This window comes from Mesorhizobium sp. M2E.F.Ca.ET.219.01.1.1, assembly GCF_004016445.2.
GTDB lineage: Bacteria > Pseudomonadota > Alphaproteobacteria > Rhizobiales > Rhizobiaceae > Mesorhizobium.
In genome coordinates, this window is sequence record NZ_SADT02000002.1 from 113,408 (window position 1) to 134,584 (window position 21,177).

19 protein-coding genes are annotated in these 21,177 nt (G+C 63.6%); 10 read left to right on the forward strand and 9 right to left on the reverse strand.

The annotated features are described in order from the left end of the window. Nucleotides 1-50: 50 nt before the first annotated feature. The 10 genes from EN862_RS10975 (at nucleotide 51) to EN862_RS11020 (ending at nucleotide 11,432) form a co-directional block, all read left to right on the forward strand. Nucleotides 51-1,268, forward strand: a complete 1,218-nt coding sequence (locus tag EN862_RS10975; protein WP_127868472.1) for a CaiB/BaiF CoA-transferase family protein — start codon at nucleotides 51-53, stop codon at nucleotides 1,266-1,268. Further along, nucleotides 1,265-2,092 carry a 3-ketoacyl-ACP reductase gene (locus tag EN862_RS10980; RefSeq protein ID WP_127868473.1) on the forward strand — a complete coding sequence of 276 codons (828 nt, stop codon included), beginning with the start codon at nucleotides 1,265-1,267 and terminating at the stop codon, nucleotides 2,090-2,092. Before EN862_RS10975 ends, EN862_RS10980 begins: the two co-directional genes overlap by 4 nt. A 64-nt stretch (nucleotides 2,093-2,156) precedes the next feature. Continuing rightward, nucleotides 2,157-3,629: a sugar ABC transporter ATP-binding protein gene (locus EN862_RS10985; RefSeq protein WP_245519553.1), complete on the forward strand. Its 1,473-nt coding sequence runs from the start codon at nucleotides 2,157-2,159 to the stop codon at nucleotides 3,627-3,629. A gap of 13 nt (nucleotides 3,630-3,642) precedes the next feature. After that, nucleotides 3,643-5,118 carry an aldehyde dehydrogenase family protein gene (locus tag EN862_RS10990; protein ID WP_245519554.1) on the forward strand — a complete coding sequence of 492 codons (1,476 nt, stop codon included), beginning with the start codon at nucleotides 3,643-3,645 and terminating at the stop codon, nucleotides 5,116-5,118. Beyond that, complete coding sequence (locus EN862_RS10995; RefSeq protein WP_127868475.1) at nucleotides 5,115-5,960, forward strand: Cof-type HAD-IIB family hydrolase; 846 nt, start codon at nucleotides 5,115-5,117, stop codon at nucleotides 5,958-5,960. Before EN862_RS10990 ends, EN862_RS10995 begins: the two co-directional genes overlap by 4 nt. 1 nt (nucleotide 5,961) lies before the next feature. Continuing rightward, the gene (locus EN862_RS11000; RefSeq protein ID WP_245519555.1) at nucleotides 5,962-6,948 is read left to right on the forward strand and encodes an ABC transporter permease; all 987 of its coding nucleotides are present in this window, start codon (nucleotides 5,962-5,964) and stop codon (nucleotides 6,946-6,948) included. Nucleotides 6,949-7,032: 84 nt separating this feature from the next. Further along, nucleotides 7,033-7,980, forward strand: a complete 948-nt coding sequence (locus tag EN862_RS11005; RefSeq protein ID WP_127868477.1) for a substrate-binding domain-containing protein — start codon at nucleotides 7,033-7,035, stop codon at nucleotides 7,978-7,980. 63 nt (nucleotides 7,981-8,043) lie between these two features. Beyond that, a complete protein-coding gene (locus EN862_RS11010; RefSeq protein ID WP_245519556.1) occupies nucleotides 8,044-9,000 on the forward strand; it encodes a dihydrodipicolinate synthase family protein in 957 nt (318 codons plus the stop codon). Nucleotides 9,001-9,003: 3 nt separating this feature from the next. Continuing rightward, complete coding sequence (locus EN862_RS11015; RefSeq protein ID WP_127868479.1) at nucleotides 9,004-9,780, forward strand: enoyl-CoA hydratase-related protein; 777 nt, start codon at nucleotides 9,004-9,006, stop codon at nucleotides 9,778-9,780. A 38-nt stretch (nucleotides 9,781-9,818) separates the two neighbouring features. Beyond that, nucleotides 9,819-11,432: a choline dehydrogenase gene (locus EN862_RS11020; protein WP_127868480.1), complete on the forward strand. Its 1,614-nt coding sequence runs from the start codon at nucleotides 9,819-9,821 to the stop codon at nucleotides 11,430-11,432. 291 nt (nucleotides 11,433-11,723) lie between these two features. On the opposite strand, the gene EN862_RS11030 is transcribed toward EN862_RS11020, so the two are convergent. The 9 genes from EN862_RS11030 to EN862_RS11070 all read right to left on the reverse strand — a co-directional run bounded on the left by EN862_RS11030 (nucleotide 11,724) and on the right by EN862_RS11070 (nucleotide 21,113). After that, nucleotides 11,724-12,611, reverse strand: a complete 888-nt coding sequence (locus EN862_RS11030; RefSeq protein WP_127868501.1) for an intradiol ring-cleavage dioxygenase — start codon at nucleotides 12,609-12,611, stop codon at nucleotides 11,724-11,726. Continuing rightward, entirely contained in the window at nucleotides 12,611-14,374 is a 1,764-nt protein-coding gene (locus EN862_RS11035; protein ID WP_127868481.1) for an FAD-dependent monooxygenase, read from the reverse strand. Before EN862_RS11035 ends, EN862_RS11030 begins: the two co-directional genes overlap by 1 nt. Next, a complete protein-coding gene (locus EN862_RS11040; RefSeq protein WP_127868482.1) occupies nucleotides 14,367-15,455 on the reverse strand; it encodes a branched-chain amino acid ABC transporter permease in 1,089 nt (362 codons plus the stop codon). Before EN862_RS11040 ends, EN862_RS11035 begins: the two co-directional genes overlap by 8 nt. A 1-nt stretch (nucleotide 15,456) precedes the next feature. Further along, nucleotides 15,457-16,320: a branched-chain amino acid ABC transporter permease gene (locus tag EN862_RS11045; RefSeq protein ID WP_127868483.1), complete on the reverse strand. Its 864-nt coding sequence runs from the start codon at nucleotides 16,318-16,320 to the stop codon at nucleotides 15,457-15,459. Further along, the gene (locus EN862_RS11050; protein WP_127868484.1) at nucleotides 16,317-17,027 is read right to left on the reverse strand and encodes an ABC transporter ATP-binding protein; all 711 of its coding nucleotides are present in this window, start codon (nucleotides 17,025-17,027) and stop codon (nucleotides 16,317-16,319) included. The genes EN862_RS11045 and EN862_RS11050 overlap by 4 nt, the downstream gene beginning before the upstream one ends. Continuing rightward, on the reverse strand, nucleotides 17,027-17,746 hold the full coding sequence (locus EN862_RS11055; RefSeq protein WP_127868485.1) for an ABC transporter ATP-binding protein: 720 nt from the start codon (nucleotides 17,744-17,746) through the stop codon (nucleotides 17,027-17,029). The genes EN862_RS11050 and EN862_RS11055 overlap by 1 nt, the downstream gene beginning before the upstream one ends. A gap of 154 nt (nucleotides 17,747-17,900) precedes the next feature. Further along, nucleotides 17,901-19,178, reverse strand: coding sequence for an ABC transporter substrate-binding protein (locus tag EN862_RS11060; protein WP_127868486.1), 1,278 nt, complete (start codon nucleotides 19,176-19,178; stop codon nucleotides 17,901-17,903). 22 nt (nucleotides 19,179-19,200) lie between these two features. Then, a complete protein-coding gene (locus EN862_RS11065) occupies nucleotides 19,201-20,262 on the reverse strand; it encodes a maleylacetate reductase (protein ID WP_127868487.1) in 1,062 nt (353 codons plus the stop codon). Beyond that, nucleotides 20,259-21,113 (reverse strand): dioxygenase, encoded by an 855-nt coding sequence (locus EN862_RS11070; protein WP_127868488.1) that lies wholly within the window; start codon nucleotides 21,111-21,113, stop codon nucleotides 20,259-20,261. The genes EN862_RS11065 and EN862_RS11070 overlap by 4 nt, the downstream gene beginning before the upstream one ends. Between the last annotated feature and the right edge of the window lie 64 nt (nucleotides 21,114-21,177).

The following is a 21,177-nucleotide window of genomic DNA, read 5'->3' on the forward strand; positions in this document are numbered from 1 at the left end:
AACGATTTCACAAAGAGCGTAAGTGAAAGCGCTACATCAAGGGAAGAGACATGCTCAGCGGGATCAAGGTCGTCAGCTTTTGCCATTTCCTGCAAGGTCCCGCAGGCGCCCAGTATCTGGCCGACATGGGTGCCGACGTCATCAAGGTCGAACCGATAGATGGGGCTCACGAGCGTCGGTGGTCCGGCGCGGATGTGTATGTCGACGGCGTCAGTGGCTTCTATCTCTGCGCCAACCGCAACAAACGCTCCATCGGCATCGATCTGAAAAGCCCTGAGGGCAAGGAAGTCGCGCGCCGCCTGATCGCCGAGGCCGACGTGGTCATGGAAAATTTCCGGCCTGGCGTGTTCGCCAAGCTGGGTTTCGACGACCAAGCGCTTCGCGCGATCAATCCTACACTGATCTTCGCCTCGGCAAGCGGGTTCGGCTCCACCGGACCGATGGCGCTGAAGCCTGGTCAGGACCTTCTCGCCCAAGCGCGGTCAGGTCTCATGAGTGTCACCGGCACGCCCGATCGGGGCCCGACGCCCGTTGGGGCGGCGATCGTCGATCAGCATGGCGGCGCGCTGCTGGCGATGGGCATCCTGGGCGCGCTGGTGCGCCGACTTCGTGATGGCAAAGGCACGCGCGTTGAAGCCAGCCTGATCAACTCGGCGATCGATCTGCAGGGGGAGCCTCTCGTCAACTACTTCGCGGGTGGAATGAGCCGCGAAGTCCTGAAGCGCGAGAAGAACCTGGCTACGTGGTTCCACGCTGCGCCCTATGGCGTCTATCCCGCTACCGACGGCCATGTTGTGATCTCGCTCTGCGATCCCTCGGTGCTGGCCGAAGCGCTCGGCAGCGATGGTCTGCGCGAAGTGGCGGACGTCGACCGATACGCGGATCGGGATGAATACGCTCGCCGCCTGGCCCTGGCCACGGCGATCTTTTCTGTAGCGGACCTTGCTGACCGCTTCGATCGCCACGGCATTTGGTGGGCGCCGATTAACTACTATGACGATCTGCTGGCTGATCCGCAGCTGAGCCACGCTCAGGTGTTCCGCCAAGTCACCGTGCGGGGCCGCACCATCTATCTGGTCAATCATCCCAACCGCTATGACGGCGAGGTGCCGGCACTGCGTTGCCTGGCCCTCGAGATCGGCGAGCACACCCGCGAGATCCTGCACGAGCTCGGTTATGCCGAGGGCGAGGTCAAGAGCCTGTTGGCCTCGAAGGCAGTGGTCGCCGCGAGCGTTGTCGGCGCTGCCGTGGAAAGGAAGGCATCATGATGCTGAACCAGACTGCTCCAGCGGTCCGGGACCTGGCTGAACGGCAGTCCCCCGGCGACCGCGGTCTTGCGGTTGTCACAGGCGGCCGACGCGGCATTGGCCGCGCCATCTGTTGCGAGCTTGCACGGGTGGGCTTCGATATAGCAATCGTCGATATTGTCGATGACGAGAATGCCAGCGAGACTGTCGATCTTGTGAGCAGGCTCGGGCGCAACAGCGCTTTCTACCGCAGGGACATCTCCGAGACGTCGGGCAACGCGACCTTTGTCGAAGGCCTTGAACGCGACCTGGGCGAGATCACGTGCCTGGTGAACAATGCCGGCGTGCAGGTGAGCGTGCGCGGCGACCTTCTCGATGTCACCGAGGAAAGCTTCGACCGGCTGATCGGTGTCAACCTGCGTGGCACATTCTTCCTCACCCAAGCCGTCGCGCGCGCGATGCTCTCAAGGCCGCAGACCGCGTCGGAGCGATCGGTCGTGACGATCACCTCCGCCAATGCCGGCCTCGTCTCGCCGGAGAAGGGCCCATATTGCATATCGAAGGCCGGGCTCTCGATGGCGTCGCAACAGTTTGCGATCCGCCTGGCGGACGCCGGCATCCGGGTACACGAGATTCGCCCCGGCTTGATCCAGACCGACATGACCGCAGACGTCTACGAGAAGTATTCCTCGCAGGTCGAGGCAGGTGAGTTGTCGGCGATCCGGCGATGGGGCCAGCCGGACGACATTGCTCGCGCAGTCGCGACCTTGGCCGCAGGCGGCCTGCCGTTCAGTACCGGAGACATCTACCACATCGGCGGCGGCATGCAGATCCACCGCTTGTGAGCTTTTTTGAGCATAGCGTGAAAACGATTTCTTGAGGCTCAGTATGAAAGACGCAGTTCTCGAGATGCGCGGCATCCACAAGCGCTTTCCCGGTGTGTACGCGCTGAATGACGTCAGCTTTGCCGTGCGCAAAGGCAGTGTTCATGGCGTGATCGGCGAAAACGGCGCCGGCAAGTCGACGTTGATGCGCGTCCTCTCCGGCGCCTTCCTTGCCAACGAGGGCGAGGTGGTCATCGATGGCACCGTCGTGCCGACGCCGACGCCGGAGCGGATGCTCGAACTGGGTATTGCGGTCATCTACCAGGAACTGGCCCAGGCGCCCCATCTGACGGTTGCCGAAAACATCTTTCTCGGCCGATTGCCGAAGACCGTGCTCGGCAGCGTCGACTGGCGCAAGACCCAAGCTGCGGCTCGCGAGGTGTTGGACAGGTTGGGTTTCCGTGTTGATCCGGCCGCCCGGATCGATGCGATAAGCGTGGCCCAGCGTCAAATGGTGGAGATCGCCAAGGCGATTGCACGCGAAGCGCGCATCGTGGTCCTCGACGAGCCGTCCGCTGTCCTGGGCGACGCCGAGCTGGAACACCTGTTCGCGACGATCCGGCGGCTCAGCGCCGAACAGGGGGTATCCTTCATCTACATTACGCATCGTCTCAAGGAACTCTACGAGATCTGCGACGAAGTCACCGTGCTGCGCGACGGGCAGGTTGTCGCGTCCATGCCGCTGGCGCATACGACAACCGCCGACCTCATTCGTCACATGGTCGGACGCGAGCTCAAGGACGTGTTCCCGCCCCGTCCGAAACCGGGCCCGAATGTGCGCCTTGAAGTGCGCAATATCTCGCGAGCCGGCGTTTTAAAAGATATTTCTTTTGATGTCAGGCAAGGCGAGATCGTCGGCATCTGCGGTCTCGCCGGGGCCGGTCGGACGGAGGTGCTGCGGGCAATCGCCGGCGCCGACGCGATCGACAGCGGCGAGATCAGGATCGATGGCAAGGCGATCGCTGTCGATGGGCCACGTGCGGCGCTCGCGCATGGGATCGGCCTGTTGCCCGAGGACCGCAAGACCGAGGGCCTTTTCCTCGAACAATCGGTTGCCTTCAACGTCACCGTTTCCGAACTTGCAGCCATCGTCCAACGCGGACTGATCAGCCGCAGACGCGAGCAGGAGCAGGTTTCCCGCTTCATTCGGCAGATGCGCATCAAGACGCCGGGCACCGGCGCCAAGGTGCGAACGCTCTCGGGTGGCAATCAGCAGAAGTGCGGCATAGCCCGGCAGTTGCATGCCGGGACCGAAATCCTTCTGGTGGATGAGCCGACGCGCGGCGTTGACGTCGCCGCCAAGCGCGAGATCTACGACCTGCTTGTTGAGCTGACCTCCACGCGCGGTGCGGCCGTCGTGATGGTCTCGTCCGAACTCCCGGAAATTCTAGGCCTCTGCAACCGCATCGTCGTCATGCGGGAAGGCGCCGTCTCGGCAGTCTTGGATGGGGAGGGCGCGACCGAGGAAACCATCATGGCCCATGCGGTCTGGCAGTAGGAGCGAGATGGGCATGCGCAGCTACCAACAATTCATCGGCGGGCGGTTCGTCGCCGGCACGGGCACAGGATCAATTGAACGCAGAGCGCCAGCAAGTGGCGAGCGGGTCGCCACTTATGCGGAAGGCTCGCCGACGGATGTCGATCTGGCTGTCGAGTCGGCGCGGATCGCTTTCGAGGAGGGGCCCTGGCCGCGCTTGAGCGGCATCGAGCGAGCCGAAGTGCTCAACCGGTTCGCCGACCTCATCAGCGCCAATCGGGAGCGGCTGGTGAGGATAGAGGTGGAGGAGGTTGGCAAGCCGATAAGGTTTGCTCGTGGCGACATCGACGGCGCGATCGGCCTGACGCGCTACGCCGCTTCTCTTGCAATGCAGATGGCGGGTCTATCCTACACCAACATTGGCGAGGGCAAGACGGCGCTGGTCACGCGTGAGCCTGCCGGGGTCGTGGCACTGATAACGCCATGGAACTTTCCCGCTCTCATCCTGTCACAAAAGGTGCCGTTCGCGCTTGCCGCCGGCTGCACGGTCGTGCTGAAGCCGTCCGAGCTCACATCCGGCTCGGCCTTTGAGATCGCGGCGCTGGCGAGCGAGGCGGGGCTGCCGGCCGGCGCCTTCAATGTCGTCAGCGGTTATGGCGCCGCGGTCGGTGATCACCTGACCGCGCATCCTGGCATCGACTTCGTTTCCTTCACTGGGTCGACCCGCACCGGCAGCCGCGTCGTCGCCAACACATCGCGCCACTTGGTCAAGTCCTCGGTCGAGCTTGGCGGCAAGTCGGCCAACATCGTCTTTGCCGATGCCGATCTCGATGCGGCCACTGACGGCGCGCTGATGGGTGTCTTCTTCAACAATGGCGAATGCTGCGTCTCAGGTTCACGGCTGTTCGTTCAATCGTCTGTCGCTGACGAGTTCATCGCCAAAGTGGTCGCACGGGCGCGCACGATGAAGGTCGGCGACCCGTTCGACGACGACACCGACATCGGGGCGCTGATCGACAGCAATCACCTGGAAAAGGTGGCGGGGTTCGTTAGGGGTGGGATCAAGGATGGAGCCGAGCTCGTCCTGGGCGGCAACATTGCAAACGGAACGCCCGGACACTTCCACGAGGCAACCATCTTCGATCGCGTCGAGCCGCGCATGGCGATCTTCCGCGAAGAAATTTTCGGCCCCGTTCTGAGCATCACCCGGTTCGATACGGCAGACGACGCGGTGCGGCTGGCAAACGATACCGCCTATGGTCTGTCGAACTACATCTGGTCGAAGAACATCGACACCGTGCTGACTGTGGCTAAACGCCTGAGGAGCGGCTGGGTCCAGGCCAATACGATCATCGATGGTGCGCCACAGGTTCCGCTCACCGGCGTCAAAGGATCCGGTTTCGGCTACGAAATGGGCCAGGCCGGCTTCGAGGAATTCACGCAGCTCAAGACGCTTCTCATCCACACCGGTCCTCGTGCCCCGGTGTTTCCGATCCGAGGCGGTCAATGATCATGCCACGCCTCATTGTTTCCGACGTCGACCGGACCCTGCTCACCCACGACTACGTGCTGCCGCAGCGGGTCGCCGATGCCGTGCGCGCGGCTCAGGACAGGGGAACCGTGGTCGTTCTGGCGACCGCACGTTCTCCGCTCGGGGTCAGGCCCTTTGCCGAACGGCTGGGAATCGCCGATCTCGTCGTCGCGTTCAACGGCGGCTGGATCGGCAATGTCGCAACCGGGTCCACGCTCTCGCAGCAGCGGATCTCACGCTCCGACGCGCTGCACGCCATGGCGACCGCGCAAGCAGCGGGCGCGCGGCCTATGTGGTTCACCGGCGATGCTGTTTTCGCACTGATGAACGACCCGCTCATCGCACGCGAAGCCGCGGTGACGAGGGAGCCTCTGTTCGTAGCCGAAACGATTGAGGCGCTCCCGGGCGAACCCGGCAAGATCATGTGCGTGGCCGGCCAGGCTTCCGACCGGGAGGCCTTCGCACTGCTCCGCGAAACGCTTGGCGAACGGCTCTCCGTTTCGGGATCGCATCCGCGCCTGCTCGAGATTGGGCCGCCGGGGACATCGAAAAAGACCGCGATAAGTCTTGTCGCCGCCAAGCTTGGTATTGCGGCTGATGAATGCGCAGCCGCCGGCGATGCGGAAAACGACGTCGAAATGCTGGCCTGGGCGGGAATCGCCATGACCGTCGCAAATGCCGTGCCGCCGGTCATCGAGCTTGCGCATTTCGTCGGACCGTCCTGTGACGAAGGCGGGCTGGCCGATGCCATAGCCTGGCTGATGCAGAGCCAGCAGCCGAGATCCACTGCCGCGCAATTAATGGGAGGAAGGGATGGTTGAGATGACGACAAGACAAGCATCGGCCGCGCTTCAGCCGGGGTCGATCGGACGCCTGCGCGGATGGGCGCAGAGCCTCGGGCTGCTCTGGGTTCTGATCGTGCTGTGTGCGTTCGCCATATACCTGTCGCCGAGCTTCGTTCACATGGGCAATGTGCTGAACGTCGGTCGTCAGATCGCCCTGTTCGGCATTGTCAGCGTCGGCATGACCTTCGTCATTCTGACACGCGGCATTGACCTTTCGGTCGGCTCGATCGTCGGTGTCGTGGCTGTCTCGACGGCGCTGATGATTTCGGACGGCGTCTCAATACCGCTGGCCATGATCGCCGCGCTCGCCATCGGCGCCTTGTTCGGCGCAGTAAATGGCGCCGGCGTTGTCTTCTTCGGCATGCCGCCTTTCATCATGACCTTGGGCACATTGGTCATGGGCCGTGGCATAGCCATGACGATCGCCAATGGCGAACCGAAGGCGCTCGGCGAGGCCGCGGACGCCTTCGCTTACCTGGGCAGCGGATTTCTGCTCGGCATCCCGGTTCCGATCTGGCTCTTTGCCGCCATCGCCGCCGTGGCCTTCGTCGTCCTTCGCCATACGCCGTTCGGGCGCCAGGTCTATGCTGTCGGCTCCAACACCGAGGCCGCGCGGCTGGCAGGGATAAGTGTGTCTCGCACCTTGATGTCGGTCTATGTGATTTCTGGCCTGCTGTCGGCGCTGACCGCCCTGGTTTTCGTGTCGAGGTTGACCGTCGGCGAGCCGACGGCAGGAACCAATCTTGAGCTGGAGGCAATCTCGATCGTCGTCATCGGCGGGACCAGCCTGTTCGGCGGGGAGGGCGGCGTGATCGGCACGGTTATCGGTGCCGCGATCATTGCCGTGATGGCTAACATCCTGAACCTGCTCGGTATCTCGCCCTTCACGCAACAAATCGTCAAGGGCGCCATCATCATCGCAGCGGTGATGTTCGAGGTCTACCGCCACCGCGTGCGGTCCTGACATCCAAGCGTTTCCGGTCCCGCCGCGGCGACCGGTTGGGGCGCTTGGAACACCTTAACTTGAAGTCCAACGGAGGAGTTAACAATGACAAATCGCAGACATTTCCTACGCACGACCGCACTGGCCGCGACGCTGCTGGCAGGGGGCATGCTGTCCGGCGCCGCCTTCGCCGAGGAGAAGATCAAGATCGGTTTCAGCCAAGGTACGATGAACCACCCGTGGCGCGTGGCCATGGTGGAAGGCAACAAGAAGTACGCAGCCGAACATTATCCGGACGTCGATCTCATCATCACCGACGGCAACAACGATGCCTCCAAGCAGGTGGCCGACGTCGAAAACCTGATCGCTCAGGGCATCAAGGTGCTGATGATCTCGCCGCTGACCGAGCAGGCGCTGACACCCGTCGTCAAGGATGCCATGGATGCAGGCATCAAGGTCGTCACGCTCGACCGCAAGGTGAATACGCCGGTGACGGTCCATGTCGGCGGTGAAAATCTTCCGCTCGGCGTCGGAGCGGGCGAGTTCCTCGCCAAGAAGTTGAATGGGAAGGGCAACATCATCGAGCTTCAGGGCACCGCGGGGGCTTCCGCCACCATAGACCGCAACAAGGGCTTCGCCGAAGCGATCGCCAAGTTTCCGGACATGAAGGTCGTCGCCTCGCAGAACTGCGACTATACGCGTGACAAGGCGGTCAAGTTCATGGAGGACATGGTTCAGCGCTTCGGGCCGGGCCAGATCCAGGCCGTTTACGCGCACAATGACGAGATGGCGCTCGGCGCCATCCAGGTGCTTGAGGCAGCCGGCAGGCTGAACGAGGTGGCTGTCGTCGGCATCGACGGCCAGGAAACCGCGTTCGAAGCCGTCAAGCAGGGCAAGCTGGCGGCGACCTTCGTCTACCCATTCGTGGCCCCGGAAGGCATCGAGACCGCCTACAAGGTCGCCAAAGGAGAACAGGTCCCGCCGACCATCACGCTGCCCACAGTTTCCGTCACCGCGGACAATATCGCGCAGATGATCGGAAAGGGCTTCTGAGGCCACGATTCATTGGGACGCCGCGACTTGCGGCGTCCTGCCATTTCTGAAGGGAATCCGATGATGAGCGAGAAGAGACAATTTGTTGCCAAAGGCGTCATCCCAGCCTGCCTGATGCCGTTCAGCGCCGACCTGGCCGTCGACGAGAGCGCCTATCGCCGGCATCTTGGCGACGTCGGGTCTGTGGAAGGTATCTCGGGTATCACCATCAACGGACATGCCGCCGAAGTGCACGCGCTCACGATCGAGGAACAATTCCGCGCGATCGTCGTGACCAAGGATGTCCTGCAAGACAGGGTCCCGACCATCGTCGGCATCTATACCAATTCGAGCCTGGAGGCCGCCCGCATCGCTGCCTATGCGGAGCATGAAGGCGCCGATGCTCTGCTGGTGTTTCCCCCTGACTTCATGACGCTTGGCGGGCATCTCAGGCCTGAGATGATCTACGAGCATCTGCGGCGCATTACGGACGCATCGGGGCTGCCGATCATTCTTTTCCAGTATCCGCTCGCCTCAAATCTTGCCTATCCGTTGCCGACTTTGCTGGAGCTTTGCCGCCGCTTCCCATCCATTGTCGCCATCAAGGACCAATGCGGTGACGGCAACCTGCACGAACGTCAGATACGGGAACTGAAGGCGCTCGATCGGCCAGTAAATACGCTGACCACCCACAGTGCCTGGCTGCTCGGGTCCCTGGCTCTCGGTTGTGACGGGCTTCTTTCGGGGGCCGGAAGTGTGATCGCCGATCTTCAGGTCGCGCTTTACCGTGCCGTGCAGGCGAATGACCTGAAGACTGCCAGGGCAATCAACGATCGCATTTATCCGACAGTCAGGGCTTTCTATGACGCGCCGCTTCTCGATATGCACAATCGCATGAAGGAGGCACTTGTGATCCTCGGCCGATTGGACGAAGCCCATGTCAGGCCACCACTGATGAAGCCTGGTGTTGCCGAAATCGAAAAGATCCGCGGGCTGCTGGCTGAAGCTGGTCTCAGCGCGGGATGCAGAAAGGTCGCCTGATCGATGATCGAGGCCCTGGTGCTTACCGAGGAGCCGTCTCCCGGCATCCGCCTGCTGACACTCAATCGGCCCGAAAAGCTGAATGCGCTGTCAAAGGAATTACTCGGCGAATTGCGCGATCTGCTCGCGATCCATGATGCTGATGCAAGCGTTGGCTGCGTGGTCTTGACGGGCGCTGGACGCGCCTTTGCGGCGGGGGCGGACATTTCAGACATGCTGGAGCGGGGTGTTGCCTCCTACGGCGATCCGGAGCGGCTGACCTGCTGGCGCGCGATCGAGGGCTTTTCCAAGCCGATCATTGCCGCTGTGAACGGCTACGCTCTGGGCGGCGGCCTCGAACTTGCCCTGCTGTGCGACATAGTCATCGCTTCCGATGCCGCGAAATTCGCCACGCCTGAAATCAAGATCGGCTCCTTTCCCGGCGACGGCGGCACGCAGCGCCTGCCGCGCCTGGTTGGTAAGTCATTCGCCATGCAGATGGTGCTGACCGGAGAGATGGTCGACGCGGCTCTGGCGGAACGCAAAGGGCTGATCAGCGAAGTGGTCGCGCCTGAAAGGCTGTTGCCCAGGGCGCTGGAAATCGCAGCCTCGATCGCTGCCAAGTCGGTCGCCATCACTCCGTATGCCAAGAGGGCAGTGCTGGCGGCGTTCGAGACCGACCTGAAATCCGGGCTGGAGGTCGAGCACCGGCTGACGGTCGAGGCATTCGCGAAGGAAGACCGCGTCGAGGGCCTGCGAGCCTTCGCCGAAAAACGACCGCCTGTGTTCAAGGGCAGGTAGGCCCTTGCGATCTGGCGCGAACTAGGGTGGAGAAGTCTATGTGGGATTACATCATCGTCGGCGCCGGTTCGGCGGGCTGCGTGCTGGCCAACCGCTTGTCGGAAGATCCTGAGGTCAAGGTGCTGCTGCTGGAGGCCGGCAGTCGTGACTGGAATCCGATGATCCACATTCCCGGCGGCATCGGCAAGTTGTTTGGTCCCGGCGTCAACTGGCGTTTTCATACTGTCCCTCAGACGAATCTCGACAACCGCTCCATCTGGTATCCGCAGGGCAAGACGCTTGGCGGGTCGAGTTCCATCAACGCCATGATCTACATCCGTTGCCAGAAGGAGGACTATGACAATTGGGCGGCTCTCGGCAACGAAGGGTGGGCCTATGAGGACGTCCTGCCATATTTCCGGAAGTCTGAGGACAATGACCGGCTGGCCAATCGCTATCACGGCCAGGGTGGTCCGCTATGTGTTTCTGACCAGGTCGGCCCACACCCGCTGACCCGGGCCTTCGTGCGCGCGGTGCAGCAGTATGGCCTGCCGTACAATCCGGATTTCAACGGCGAAACGATGTATGGCGCCGGCTTCTATCAAGTTACTTGCCGGGATGGGCGCCGGCGTTCGTCGGCCGTCTCCTATCTGCATCCCGTCAGCAAGCGCGCCAACCTAACGGTCAGAACACATGCCTGGGTCACTCGCGTGGTGGTCGAGGGCGGACGCGCGGTTGGTGTCGAACTGGCGCAGGGGCGGTCGCGGCAAGTCCTGCGCGCTGGTCGGGAAGTGATCGTCTCCGCAGGCGCAATCAATTCGCCGCGCCTGCTGCTCCTGTCCGGCATCGGGCCGGCCGACGAGCTGAAAGCGCTTGGGATTTCTCCGGTGTGCGATCTTCCGGGCGTTGGCCGCAACCTGCAGGATCATCTATGCACCAACGTCCATCTGACGCTGAAGGACCCGATCAGCTATGACGGTCAGGACCGCTATCCCAAGGCACTTCTGCACGGCATGCGCTGGCTGCTCTATCGCGACGGCCCGGCTGCTTCGGTCATTGTCGAAGGCGGCGGTTTCTTTCGGACAGAGGGTGCGAACCGACCCGACCTGCAGATCCATATCGCGCCGGCCATGGTGGTGCGCGGCGGTCAGACGAGGCTTGATGGGCACGGCTTTACGATCAACTCGACGTTTCTACGGCCGCGCAGCATAGGTTCGGTCAAGCTTCGCTCGGCCAACCCCGGGGACGAGCCGCTGGTCGATCCTAACTATCTTTCGGACCCATACGATCGAGCCATGGCGCTGAAGTCGGTCCGCATCATTCGCGAAGTGTTGGCGCAGAGCGAGATCGCCAAATTCATCAAGGTCGAGCGGCTGCCTGGGCCTTCCGCGAAAAGCGATGAGGAGATCATGTCTTATATCAGGCAGTATGCCTGCTGCGACTACCATCCCGTAGGCACCTGCAAGATGGGCGTCGACGAAATGTCGGTCGTGGATCCGCAATTGCGGCTGCGCGGGATAGAGAGATTGCGGGTGATCGATTCCTCGATCATGCCGGTGCTCATCAGCGGCAACACGAATGGGCCGACGATGATGATCGGGGAAAAGGGCGCGGATCTCATAAGGGGCGTCCGATCCGCCCGCTCGCATCCCGCAATGGCGGCGGTCGCCTGAGCCTGGGGACCGATCCGTGCAATTCCTCGTTCTGTCTCGACGACGGTCTGACCAGCTCAATGACGCCAACTTCGAACATTTGGTGGTCGGCGAGGGTGCCCGGGGCCCTTTATCTGTATGGCATCGGCTTCACAAGGCAAATCTGGCATCGCAGCGATATCCCCGGCACTCGCCAGATCGTTGAAGCAAAGGATCTAAGCGAAATTCGCGAGAAATTAGCGACGCTCCCGCTGGCGAAAGCAGGAATGCTTCTCCGGCCATCGCGACCGCACCGCAGCTGTTGATTGGCGGTTACCTTGTTGGGGGGTGCGCCAGCACGAAATCATACTCGACGTCCCAGAACGGCCCGGCGAACTCGAGCTCCTTCGATCTCCCCGGGTCCACGACCCGTTTGAATTCGGCGAGCAGGCTTTCCTTCACGCCGAAGACCGCGTCCGAATTGATATAGGGGTCGTCGGGGTCGAAGATGTGCGTGGTCAGCGTCTCGAAGCCGTCTGCTTTGAGGATGAAGTGGAGATGCGCCGGCCTGTATGGGTGGCGTCCCAACGCATGCAGCAACTTGCCGACCGTGCCGTCGTCGGGGATCGGGTAGTATCTCGGCTTCACGGCGCGGAACCAGTACCGGCCGTCAGCGCCGGTGCGGAACACGCCGCGCAGGTTGAAATCCGGCTGGATGCCTTTCTGCTGTACGTCGTAGAAGCCTTCATCATTGGCCTGCCAGACGTCGAGCACCGCGCCGGCCACAGGTCTGCCTTCGGTGTCGAGGATGCGGCCATGGATCACCATGTCCTCGCCCTTGCTGTCGAGGCAGATGTTGGCGCCCATGGGCAGTTCCGGCGCGTCCGCGATGTGGAATGGGCCGAGCACCGTCGATTCCGACGCGCCGGACGGCTTTCGGTTGTTGATCGCGTCGACCAGCATCGACACGCCGAGCACGTCGGAAAGCAATATGAACTCCTGCCGCCAGTCGGTGCAGAGCTGTCCGGTCCTGGTCAGGAACAGGATCGCCTGCATCCATTCGTCCTGCGTCGGCTCAATCTCCTTGACCGCCTCGTGCAGCTTGCGGGTGATCACCTCCATCACCTGTTTCAGCCGCTCGTCCCTGGCGTTCTTGTTGCGGCCGGTGACGACCTCGATCGAGTTCGCCTCGGTGAAGAAACCCTTTTCGTGTGCGTCCATCATGCACCTCCTAAGGCCAGAACGGATTTCAGCGCGCGGCGCAGCTCCGCAACCGGATCGACCGCGATCGTCTCGCGCCGCCAGCAGACATGCTGGTCGGGTCTGGTCAGCACGATGCCGCTGTCGCGAACCTGGCGCAGATTGGCCCAGTCGCCGGTAAGGTCCTGCCAGATCTGCCGCGGTCCGATGACATGCGCGTTGATGTCGACGCCGAGCTCATGGGCGAGCAGCTTGGCGGCGTCGACCCAGCCCTTGCCGCCGATGCCGGTGAAGACGGTGAAGCGGCCCTTGCCGCAGAGGTCGAGCGTCGAGGCCTTGGCGCCGCCTTCGCCGAACACCCAGGCATGCGGCAGCCGGGCGCCCGGCCACGTCGTCGGCTGGTAGTGCAGCTCGGCGTCTTTCTCGAAGGCCGGCTCCTTCTGCCCATCGGTCAGCACCGCCCCCGAACGGTAGCGCTGGTTCATCTCGACGCCATGCGCGTCGAACTCGTAGACCTTGAAGGCGATGGTCTCGCGGATCCTGCGCCGCTGCTCCTCGGCCGCGGGCGTGTCGTCGCAGCGCGCGTCCATGTTCTGCTGCATCTTCACCGGATCGATCGAATCCAGCAGTCCCAGCGCCTTGAAGATCGGCCCGAACTCCTCGATCGACTTGTTGGCGCGCGTCACGATCTGCTTGGCGACCGGCGCCCGTTCGATCTGGAAACTGTCGAGCAGTTTCGCGCCCGCCTTGCCGCCAAGGACATAGGCGAGTTTCCACGCGAGGTTGAAGGCGTCCTGGATCGAGGTGTTGGAGCCGAGCCCGTTGGACGGCGGATGCCGGTGGGTCGCATCGCCCATGCAGAAAACGCGGCCGTTCTGCATGGTGGTGGCGTACATGTTGTTCACCGTCCAGGTCGAGACCTGGAGGATGTCGATATCGAGCTCCGGATCGCCGACCAGATCGCGCGCGACCTTGGTGGCGAAGGCCTTGTCGACGATCGGCGCTGGCTGGTTGATGTCGTAGCCCCAGACGATCAGCCACTCGTTCCAGGGCCGCACCATGCGCACCAGGCCCATGCCGATGCCGCCGACATCGGCGCCCGGCTGCACCACCCAGTAGAGCACCGAGGGGCGGTGCGCGACATATTTGGAGAGGTCCGCCTTGAACAGGATGTTCATCGAGCCGCCGACGCCCATCTTGCCTTCGAAGGTGAGGCCGGCGTCCTCAGCGACTTTCGAATTGCCGCCGTCGGCGCCGACCAGATACTTCGAACGGATGGTGAAATCCTTGCCGGTCAACCGGTCGCGGCAGGTCGTCGTCACGCCGTCCGCATCCTGGACATGGCTGAGATACTCGACCGACATGCGCCCCTGCGTGCCGCGCGAGCAGGCGGTCTTGTAGAGCAGCGGCTCCATGAAGGTCTGTGGCAGGTCGTTCATCCGCGAAGGCGAGGAAAGCTGGTGCTCGGCGCGCGAGTTGGGATGCTTGCCCCAGGTCTTCAGCCGACCGATCTCCTCGCCGGCCAGCGACGTGCAGAACACGTTCTCCCCCATCAGGTCCTGCTCGGCGGCGAACATATAGGCCTCGTCCTCGACCTCCCGGCCGAGGTCGCGCAGTACCTCCATGGTGCGCTGGTTGGTGATGTGCGCTCGTGGTGTATTCGCGAGCCACCGGTAGCGGTTGATCACCATGTTCTCGACGCCGTAGGTGGCAAGCAGCGCGGCACAGGCCGAACCGGCCGGCCCGGTGCCAATGATGAGAACGTCGGTGGTGATATCAGCCATGCGTGCCTCCCGTGATGGTCTTTGTCGTCGATGCGCCCGTCAGCATGCGACGGACGGGAAAGAGCTGGATTCCGGTGCGGTCCGTAAACAGGCCCCACAAGCCGCGTGGCGCCACCAGCATCACCAGGATGCCGATCAGGCCGAGGATGAGCAGGTACCAGGAGCCATAATCGGCCAGCACGTTGCGCAGCACGAAGAAAACGATGACGCCGACGATCGGTCCCTCGATCGTGCCGATGCCGCCGATCACCACGATGAAGATGACATAGGCCGTCCAGTCGGTGACCGAGAACGCGGCGTCGGGCGAGATGCGGGCCTTCTGCACATAGATCAGCGCGCCGGTGACGCCGCTGACCAGACCCGCCAGGAGATAGACCGTCGACTTCATCCAGCGCGGATCGACGCCTACGGCGCGCGCCGCTTCCTGATTGTCGCGCACGGCGGCGAGGCCGAGACCCTGGCGGGAGCGCAGAAGCCTGTGGATGAAGAGGATGGTGGCGGCGGCCAGAGCAAGCGCCAGCCAATAGCAGAGCACATCGGTCGCCTGCGAGGCGCGCCAGCCGAACAGATCGGCGATCCATCGCACGCCGAACATGTCGCGCGTCGCGCCCGAGGGCAGCGAGGTTCCGGTGCCGCCGCCGAGCGCCTTCCATTGCGCGAAGGAAAGCCGCGCCACCTCGGCGATCACCCAGGTGCCGATGGCGAAATAGGCGCCTTGCAGGCGGAAGACGAAGAAGCCGGTGGGCACAGTGAGCAGGGCCGCCAGCAGTCCGGCGAGCACGATGCCGACCAGCGGATCGAGGCCGAGCAGGATGACGGCGGCGAACATCGTGTAGGCGCCGAAGCCGACAAAGGCCTGCTGGCCGACGGAGACGAGGCCGGCGAAGCCGGCAAGCAGGTTCCAGCATTGTGCCAGCACCAGCATCGTCAGGATGAAGAACAGATCCTGGATCACCACGCGCGAGCTGAACAGCGGCGCGGCGAAGCCGATCGCCAGCACGGCGATTGCAACCACGAGGAAAGCCGACGACAGCCGCGTGCGCGTCTCGACCCTGAAGCTCTGCAGCGCCTCGACCGCCATATTAATCCACCGCCCTTGGAAACAGGCCGCGCGGGCGCGCCAGAAGCACCAGCAGGAAAGCGATGTGCCCGGCGAGGATCTGCCATTCCGGATTGATCGAGGCGCCGGCGGTCTGCGCCACGCCGATGATGATACCGCCGGCAAGCGTTCCCCAGAACGAGCCGAGACCGCCGATGATCACCGCCTCGAAGGCGTAGACCAGTCGCGCCGGGCCGATGGTCGGATCGAAATTGGCGCGCGTGCCGAGATAGAGCGCGGCGATCGTCACCACCACCATGGCAAGGCCGGTGGCGATGGCGAAGATGCGGTCGGGCCGGATGCCCATCAGGCCAGCGGTGACGCGATCGTCGGAGGTGGCGCGGAAGGCGCGGCCGAGCGACGTGCGGTAGAAGATGAGGTTCAAGCCCACGATCACCGCGATCGCGGACAGGAAGGTCAGAAGCGGCATCGTGCCGATATTGATCGGGCCGAGTTGCAGCGATGCGGTTTCCAGCGCGCCGGCCGAGACGCGGCGGCTGTCGGCGGAAAAGCGTTCGAGCAGCGCGTTCTGGATGACGATCGACAGACCGAATGTGACGAGCAGCGGCGGCAGGATGTCCGGGCCAAGCGTGCGGTTGAGCACCAGGTACTGCAACGCGAAGCCGAGCGCGAACATCACCGGTATGGCGACCAGCGCCGCCACGAACGGATTGAGCCCCAGCGCCGTGACCAGAACCAGGATCAGGAAGGCGGCGAGCACGATCAAGTCGCCATGCGCGAGATTGACCAGCCGCATGATGCCGAAGACCAGGCTCAAGCCGGCGGCGAACAGCGCATAGAGGCCGCCAAGCAAGATGCCCTGGACGATGGTGTCGAGCCACATCATGGCGTCTTCGTCCCGAAATAGGCGGCGTGGATGTCGTCGCGACCGATCTCGCTCGGACGACCGGACAGCGTGATGCGTCCTTCCATCATGCAGTAGACGCGGTCGGCGACTTTCAGCGCTTGGCCGATATCCTGCTCGACAATGACGATCGAGGCGCCGGCGGCGCGAATTCTCGGGAAGGCGGCATAGATGTCCTTGATGACCACCGGCGCCAGGCCGAGGCTGATCTCGTCGCACAAAAGCACGCGCGGGTTGGACATCAGCGCGCGACCGATCGCCACCATCTGCTGCTGCCCTCCCGACAGTGCCGTGCCTGGATTGCGCCGGCGCTCCTTCAGGATCGGGAAGAGATCGTAGACCCCCTCCAGCGACCACGCGCCGGCGACTGCGCGGCCATATCGGCCGATCAGAAGGTTTTCCTCCACGGAGAGCGACGGGAAGAGTCTACGGCCCTCCGGCACCATGGCGATGCCGAGCGCGACGATCTCCGGCGCCGGCAACGCGCCGACCGGCCGGCCCTCGAACAGCACCTGGTCGGCGCCATTGGCGAGCACGCCGGAGATCGAGCGCAGCAAGGTCGACTTGCCGGCGCCATTGGCGCCGATGATCGCCACCGTCTCGCCGGCGTCGAGCGCCACGTCGACCCCGAACAGTGCCTGGAAGTCGCCGTAGAAAGCCGTCAGCCTCCTTGTCTCGAGCAGCGCCATCAGACTTCTATCCCGAGATAGATCTCGCGCACCGCTTGCGAGGCCATGATCTCGTCCGGCTCGCCGATGCCGATCACCTTGCCGAAATTGAGCACCAGCAGCCGGCTGACCACCGAATTCAGCGCGTTGAGCACGTGCTCGATCCAGATGATCGAGGCGCCGCGGCGGTGGATCGCCTGGATGGTCTCGACGAGCTGATGGCATTCCGCTTCGGTCAGGCCACCGGCGATTTCATCCAACAGCAGCACTTTGGGCTGCGTGGCGAGCGCGCGGGCAAGCTCCAGCCGCTTGCGCTGCAACAGGCTGAGGCTGCCCGCCGGCTGGTTGGCGCGGCCAAGCAGTCCGGTCTCGGCAAGGATCGAGGCGCAATCATCCGAGACCTCGCCTTCGCGCTTGCGCGCACCGAAGGTCGCCGCCACCAGGAGGTTCTCGAACACCGTCAGTTTCTCGAAAGGCTGTGGGATTTGAAAGGTGCGCCCGATGCCGGCGAGGCAGCGCGCCATCGGCGGCTGCCGGGTCACGTCGGCGCCGTCGAACGTCACCTGGCCGGCATCGACACGGATGTTGCCGGTGATCAGGTTGAACAGCGTCGACTTGCCGGCGCCGTTCGGCCCGATGATGCCCAGCGCCTCGCCGCTTTGGAGCGCGAACGAAACCTTGTCGGTAACGGTCAGCGCACCGAAGCTCTTCGAGACGTTGTCGAGGGCGAGGATGGGCATGGTCAGCCTTTCTTCTCCCCGTTTACGGAAAGAAGATGCCGGCAGGCAGATGAGGGGCAGCACAAACCTATGGGACGCCGGCGCCGCCCCTCATCCGGCGCTTCGGGCCACCTTGTCCCCGTGGGCCGGGAGAAGGAAAGATCGGCGAGCGCGCTCACGCGATGGCTTCCATCTTGCCGCCGGTCGGGATGTTTGGCGCCGTTTTGTTGTCGGTGATGACAAGGTCGTAAGCGCCGCTGTCCTTCAGCCGCCATTGGCCGCCGACCAACGGCGTCTTGGCGACGTTCTTGGTCGCGAAGGGCGGCAGATTGGCGCCGTTCCAGGCGATCGGGCCGACGATGGTGTCGAGCTTGGTTGCGGCAATGGCATTGATCACCGCGGCGTTGTCGCCGGCGTCGGCCCGCTTCATCACATCGGCGGCAAGCTCGAACAGCGCATGCACGAAGCCGATCGGCTGCGTCCACGGCCTGCCGGTCGCCTTGGTGAAGCCTTCCGCCAGCTGCGCCGAGCTGTCGCCGGTCAGCGACGACTTGAACGGATGGCTGGGCGTCCACCAGACTTCCGACGACAGATTGTTGCCGGTCTTGCCGAGCGCCTCGACCGCCTGCGGGAACAGGATCGCCTTGCCGATCGAGGCGACCTTCGGCTTGAAGCCCTGCTGCTGCGCCTGGTTCCAGAAGGTGGTGAAATCGGGCGGGATCATCACGCCGGTGATGATGTCGCAGTTCGCCGACTTGAACGCGTTGATCTGCGCCGAAAAATCGTCGGTGAGGTTCTGATAGCGGCCGGGATCGTTGAGCGTATAGCCGCCCTTGTCGAGCACCGGCGGGAAGCCGACCACCTTGTCGCCCCAGGCGTTGCCGTCGCCGTCGTTGGGAAACAGCCCGCCGACATGTCTGTTCGTTTCGACCTGCGCCCACATGTTGGTGTAGACGGCGATGACGTCCTCGAGCCCCCAGAAGAAGTGGAAGGCGCTTTTGAACGGTTTCCAGGACGCCGGGTCAGCCGGATTGCCTTGCTGGCCGATGAACCATGGCTGCCAAGGCGCGACGGTAGAGATGCAGGGAACTTCTTCCGCCTCGCAGGTGGTGGTGACCGGATTGGTCGTCTCCGGCGTCGAGGCGACCAGCATCAGGCTGACCTCGTCGTCGACGATCAGCTGCTTGGCGACTTCCGCCGCGCGGTTCGGGTTGGACTGGCTGTCCTTGACGACGACCTGGTAGTCGAGCCCCGCAGCCTTTGTCGCGGCCAGGAAACCGTCGATGATGAATTTGTCCGCTTCGGCGAAGGCCGCAAGCGGTCCGGTCTGCGGGCTCACATAGCCAAGCTTGATGGTGGCGGCCCGGGCGATCGACGGCATGGCCAATCCGCCAGTGCCGGCAATGAGGCCGGTGGCGGCGGCGGTCTTCAGCAATTCACGTCTGGTAATCATCTTGTTCTCCTCCCGATAGAACTCAATGTGGTGGACGCTCTCCTTGCCATGCGCTTTGCAACAGCGAGCGGATGGCCGCGCGGTCGAAGGGCCGCGGATTGGGGTAGGGGCTTTTCGTGGCGATCTCGGCCGCGCGGTCGAGGTCGCTCTCCTTCAGCCCGAAATCGCTGAGCGCCAGCGGCGAGCCGATCGATTTGGCGAAATCGTGAAGCGCTTGCCCGGGCGAGCCGCCGAAGATCTCGGCCACCGGCCGGAGCAACTCGGGCACGGCAACGGCGTTGAAGCCGATCGTGTGCGGCAGCATGATCGCGTGCGTTTCGGCATGCGGCGTGTCGAAGCTGCCACCCAGCGTGTGGCAGATCTTGTGATGCAGCGCCATGGCGACCTGGCCGAGGACCGTGCCGCAAAGCCACGCGCCGTAGAGCGCCTTGGCCCGGGCTTCCGCGTCGTGCGGGCTGGCAACGATGACCGGCAGCGCCTCCTTCAGCGCGCGCATGCCTTCGGCCGCCATCATCGAGGTGATCGGGTTGCGGTCCTCTGCGTAGAGGCCTTCGGCGGCATGGGCGATGGCATTGAGGCCGCTGGTCACGCTCATGCCGACCGGCAGGCCAAGGGTCAGTTCGGGGTCGTAGATCACCACTTCAGGCAACACCCTGGGACTGCGCAACGTCGTCTTGGCGCCGCCTTCGGTCTGGCCGAGGATCGGCGTCACTTCCGATCCGGCATAGGTGGTCGGAATGACGACCTGGGTGATGTCGGTACGATAGGCAATCGCCTTGCCGAGTCCGGTCGTCGACCCGCCGCCGAGCGACACCACGCAGTCGGCCTTGACCTCGGCGGCCCTGGCGACGGCGCGCTCGGTGACCTCGACCGGCGTGTGCATTGTGGCGCCGGAAAACGTGCCGACGCAGAGCGCGCCGAGTCGTTCGGCCAGCGCTTCGCCGTCCTTGGCCTGCTGCGGCGTCGAGAGCACGAGCGCGCGGCGGCATCCTAGAGCTTCGATGTGGTCGGCCGCATGCGCCGACGCGCCGTTGCCGAAGACGATGCGGGCGCTGCTGCCCTGATAGGTGAAACCCAGAGTCATGCCGCCCGCCGTTCTTTCCTGGCCCGCACCATCACGAAAGTAAAGTCGAGCGCCCAATGTGCATCCTGCTTGCGGAAGGCGCCGAGCAATTCCTGCTTGACGCCGAACAGCGCGTCTTCGGCAAGCAGCGGGTCGCCGGCATCATAGACATGCGTGCTGATGGTCTCGAAGCCGTCGGCCTTGACGATGAAATGCAGATGCGCCGGCCGCCTGAGCGGATAGCCGATGCCGCCGAGCATCTGGCCGACAGGCCCGTCAGCCGGAACGGCATAGCCGCAGGGCCTGATGGTCCGGTAGTGGAAAGACCCGTCCTTGCCGGTCTCGAACACACCTCGCAGGTTGAACTCCGGCTGCAGGTCGGGCTGCTGGTTCTCGTAAAAACCCTGGGCATTGGCCTGCCAGGTCTCGATCGTCGCGCCGGCAACCGGCTCGCCGTCGAGATCGGTGACGCGGCCACGCACCTGCAGGGTTTCCCCTTTGCCGTCGAGCGAGATGTTCGCGCCGAGTGGCAGGCGCGGCGCGTCGGCGCGGTAGAACGGCCCGCGCACGGTGTTGGGGGTGGCGCCTTTCGGCCGGCGCGAGTTGATCTCCTCGATCAGTGCGGTGACGCCTAGCAGGTCGGAAAGCAGTACCCATTCCTGCCGCCTGTCGTCGCTGGCATGGCCGACGTTGGTGAGGAATTTGATGGCATGCCGCCAGTCCTCGGCGGTGGGACGCGTTTCGCGCACGGCAAGATGCAGATGCTCGACCAGCGAGGCGAGGAATTTCGGCAGCGCCCCGTTGGCGCGCCGCTTCAGCCGCTCGACGACGAGCTCGGCCGAATTCGTCTCGTTGAACCAACGGTCTGCCATGCTTCCTCCTGCGATGAAGCTAGCAGGTTGATGCGTAGCACTTGATGATTTCTTGGAGAGTTAA

Bases quoted from the DNA above. Each gene is read 5' to 3' on its own strand.
- EN862_RS10980 (WP_127868473.1), top strand. From the start codon at position 1,265: ATGATGCTGAACCAGACTGCTCCAGCGGTCCGGGACCTGGCTGAACGG.
- EN862_RS11060 (WP_127868486.1), bottom strand. From the start codon at position 19,178: ATGATTACCAGACGTGAATTGCTGAAGACCGCCGCCGCCACCGGCCTC.
- EN862_RS10975 (WP_127868472.1), top strand. From the start codon at position 51: ATGCTCAGCGGGATCAAGGTCGTCAGCTTTTGCCATTTCCTGCAAGGT.
- EN862_RS10995 (WP_127868475.1), top strand. From the start codon at position 5,115: ATGATCATGCCACGCCTCATTGTTTCCGACGTCGACCGGACCCTGCTC.
- EN862_RS11040 (WP_127868482.1), bottom strand. From the start codon at position 15,455: ATGGCGGTCGAGGCGCTGCAGAGCTTCAGGGTCGAGACGCGCACGCGG.
- EN862_RS11070 (WP_127868488.1), bottom strand. From the start codon at position 21,113: ATGGCAGACCGTTGGTTCAACGAGACGAATTCGGCCGAGCTCGTCGTC.
- EN862_RS11000 (WP_245519555.1), top strand. From the start codon at position 5,962: ATGACGACAAGACAAGCATCGGCCGCGCTTCAGCCGGGGTCGATCGGA.
- EN862_RS11050 (WP_127868484.1), bottom strand. From the start codon at position 17,027: ATGGCGCTGCTCGAGACAAGGAGGCTGACGGCTTTCTACGGCGACTTC.
- EN862_RS11045 (WP_127868483.1), bottom strand. From the start codon at position 16,320: ATGATGTGGCTCGACACCATCGTCCAGGGCATCTTGCTTGGCGGCCTC.
- EN862_RS11020 (WP_127868480.1), top strand. From the start codon at position 9,819: ATGTGGGATTACATCATCGTCGGCGCCGGTTCGGCGGGCTGCGTGCTG.
- EN862_RS11030 (WP_127868501.1), bottom strand. From the start codon at position 12,611: ATGGACGCACACGAAAAGGGTTTCTTCACCGAGGCGAACTCGATCGAG.
- EN862_RS11035 (WP_127868481.1), bottom strand. From the start codon at position 14,374: ATGGCTGATATCACCACCGACGTTCTCATCATTGGCACCGGGCCGGCC.
- EN862_RS11015 (WP_127868479.1), top strand. From the start codon at position 9,004: ATGATCGAGGCCCTGGTGCTTACCGAGGAGCCGTCTCCCGGCATCCGC.
- EN862_RS10985 (WP_245519553.1), top strand. From the start codon at position 2,157: ATGCGCGGCATCCACAAGCGCTTTCCCGGTGTGTACGCGCTGAATGAC.
- EN862_RS11055 (WP_127868485.1), bottom strand. From the start codon at position 17,746: ATGCCCATCCTCGCCCTCGACAACGTCTCGAAGAGCTTCGGTGCGCTG.
- EN862_RS10990 (WP_245519554.1), top strand. From the start codon at position 3,643: ATGCGCAGCTACCAACAATTCATCGGCGGGCGGTTCGTCGCCGGCACG.
- EN862_RS11005 (WP_127868477.1), top strand. From the start codon at position 7,033: ATGACAAATCGCAGACATTTCCTACGCACGACCGCACTGGCCGCGACG.
- EN862_RS11065 (WP_127868487.1), bottom strand. From the start codon at position 20,262: ATGACTCTGGGTTTCACCTATCAGGGCAGCAGCGCCCGCATCGTCTTC.
- EN862_RS11010 (WP_245519556.1), top strand. From the start codon at position 8,044: ATGAGCGAGAAGAGACAATTTGTTGCCAAAGGCGTCATCCCAGCCTGC.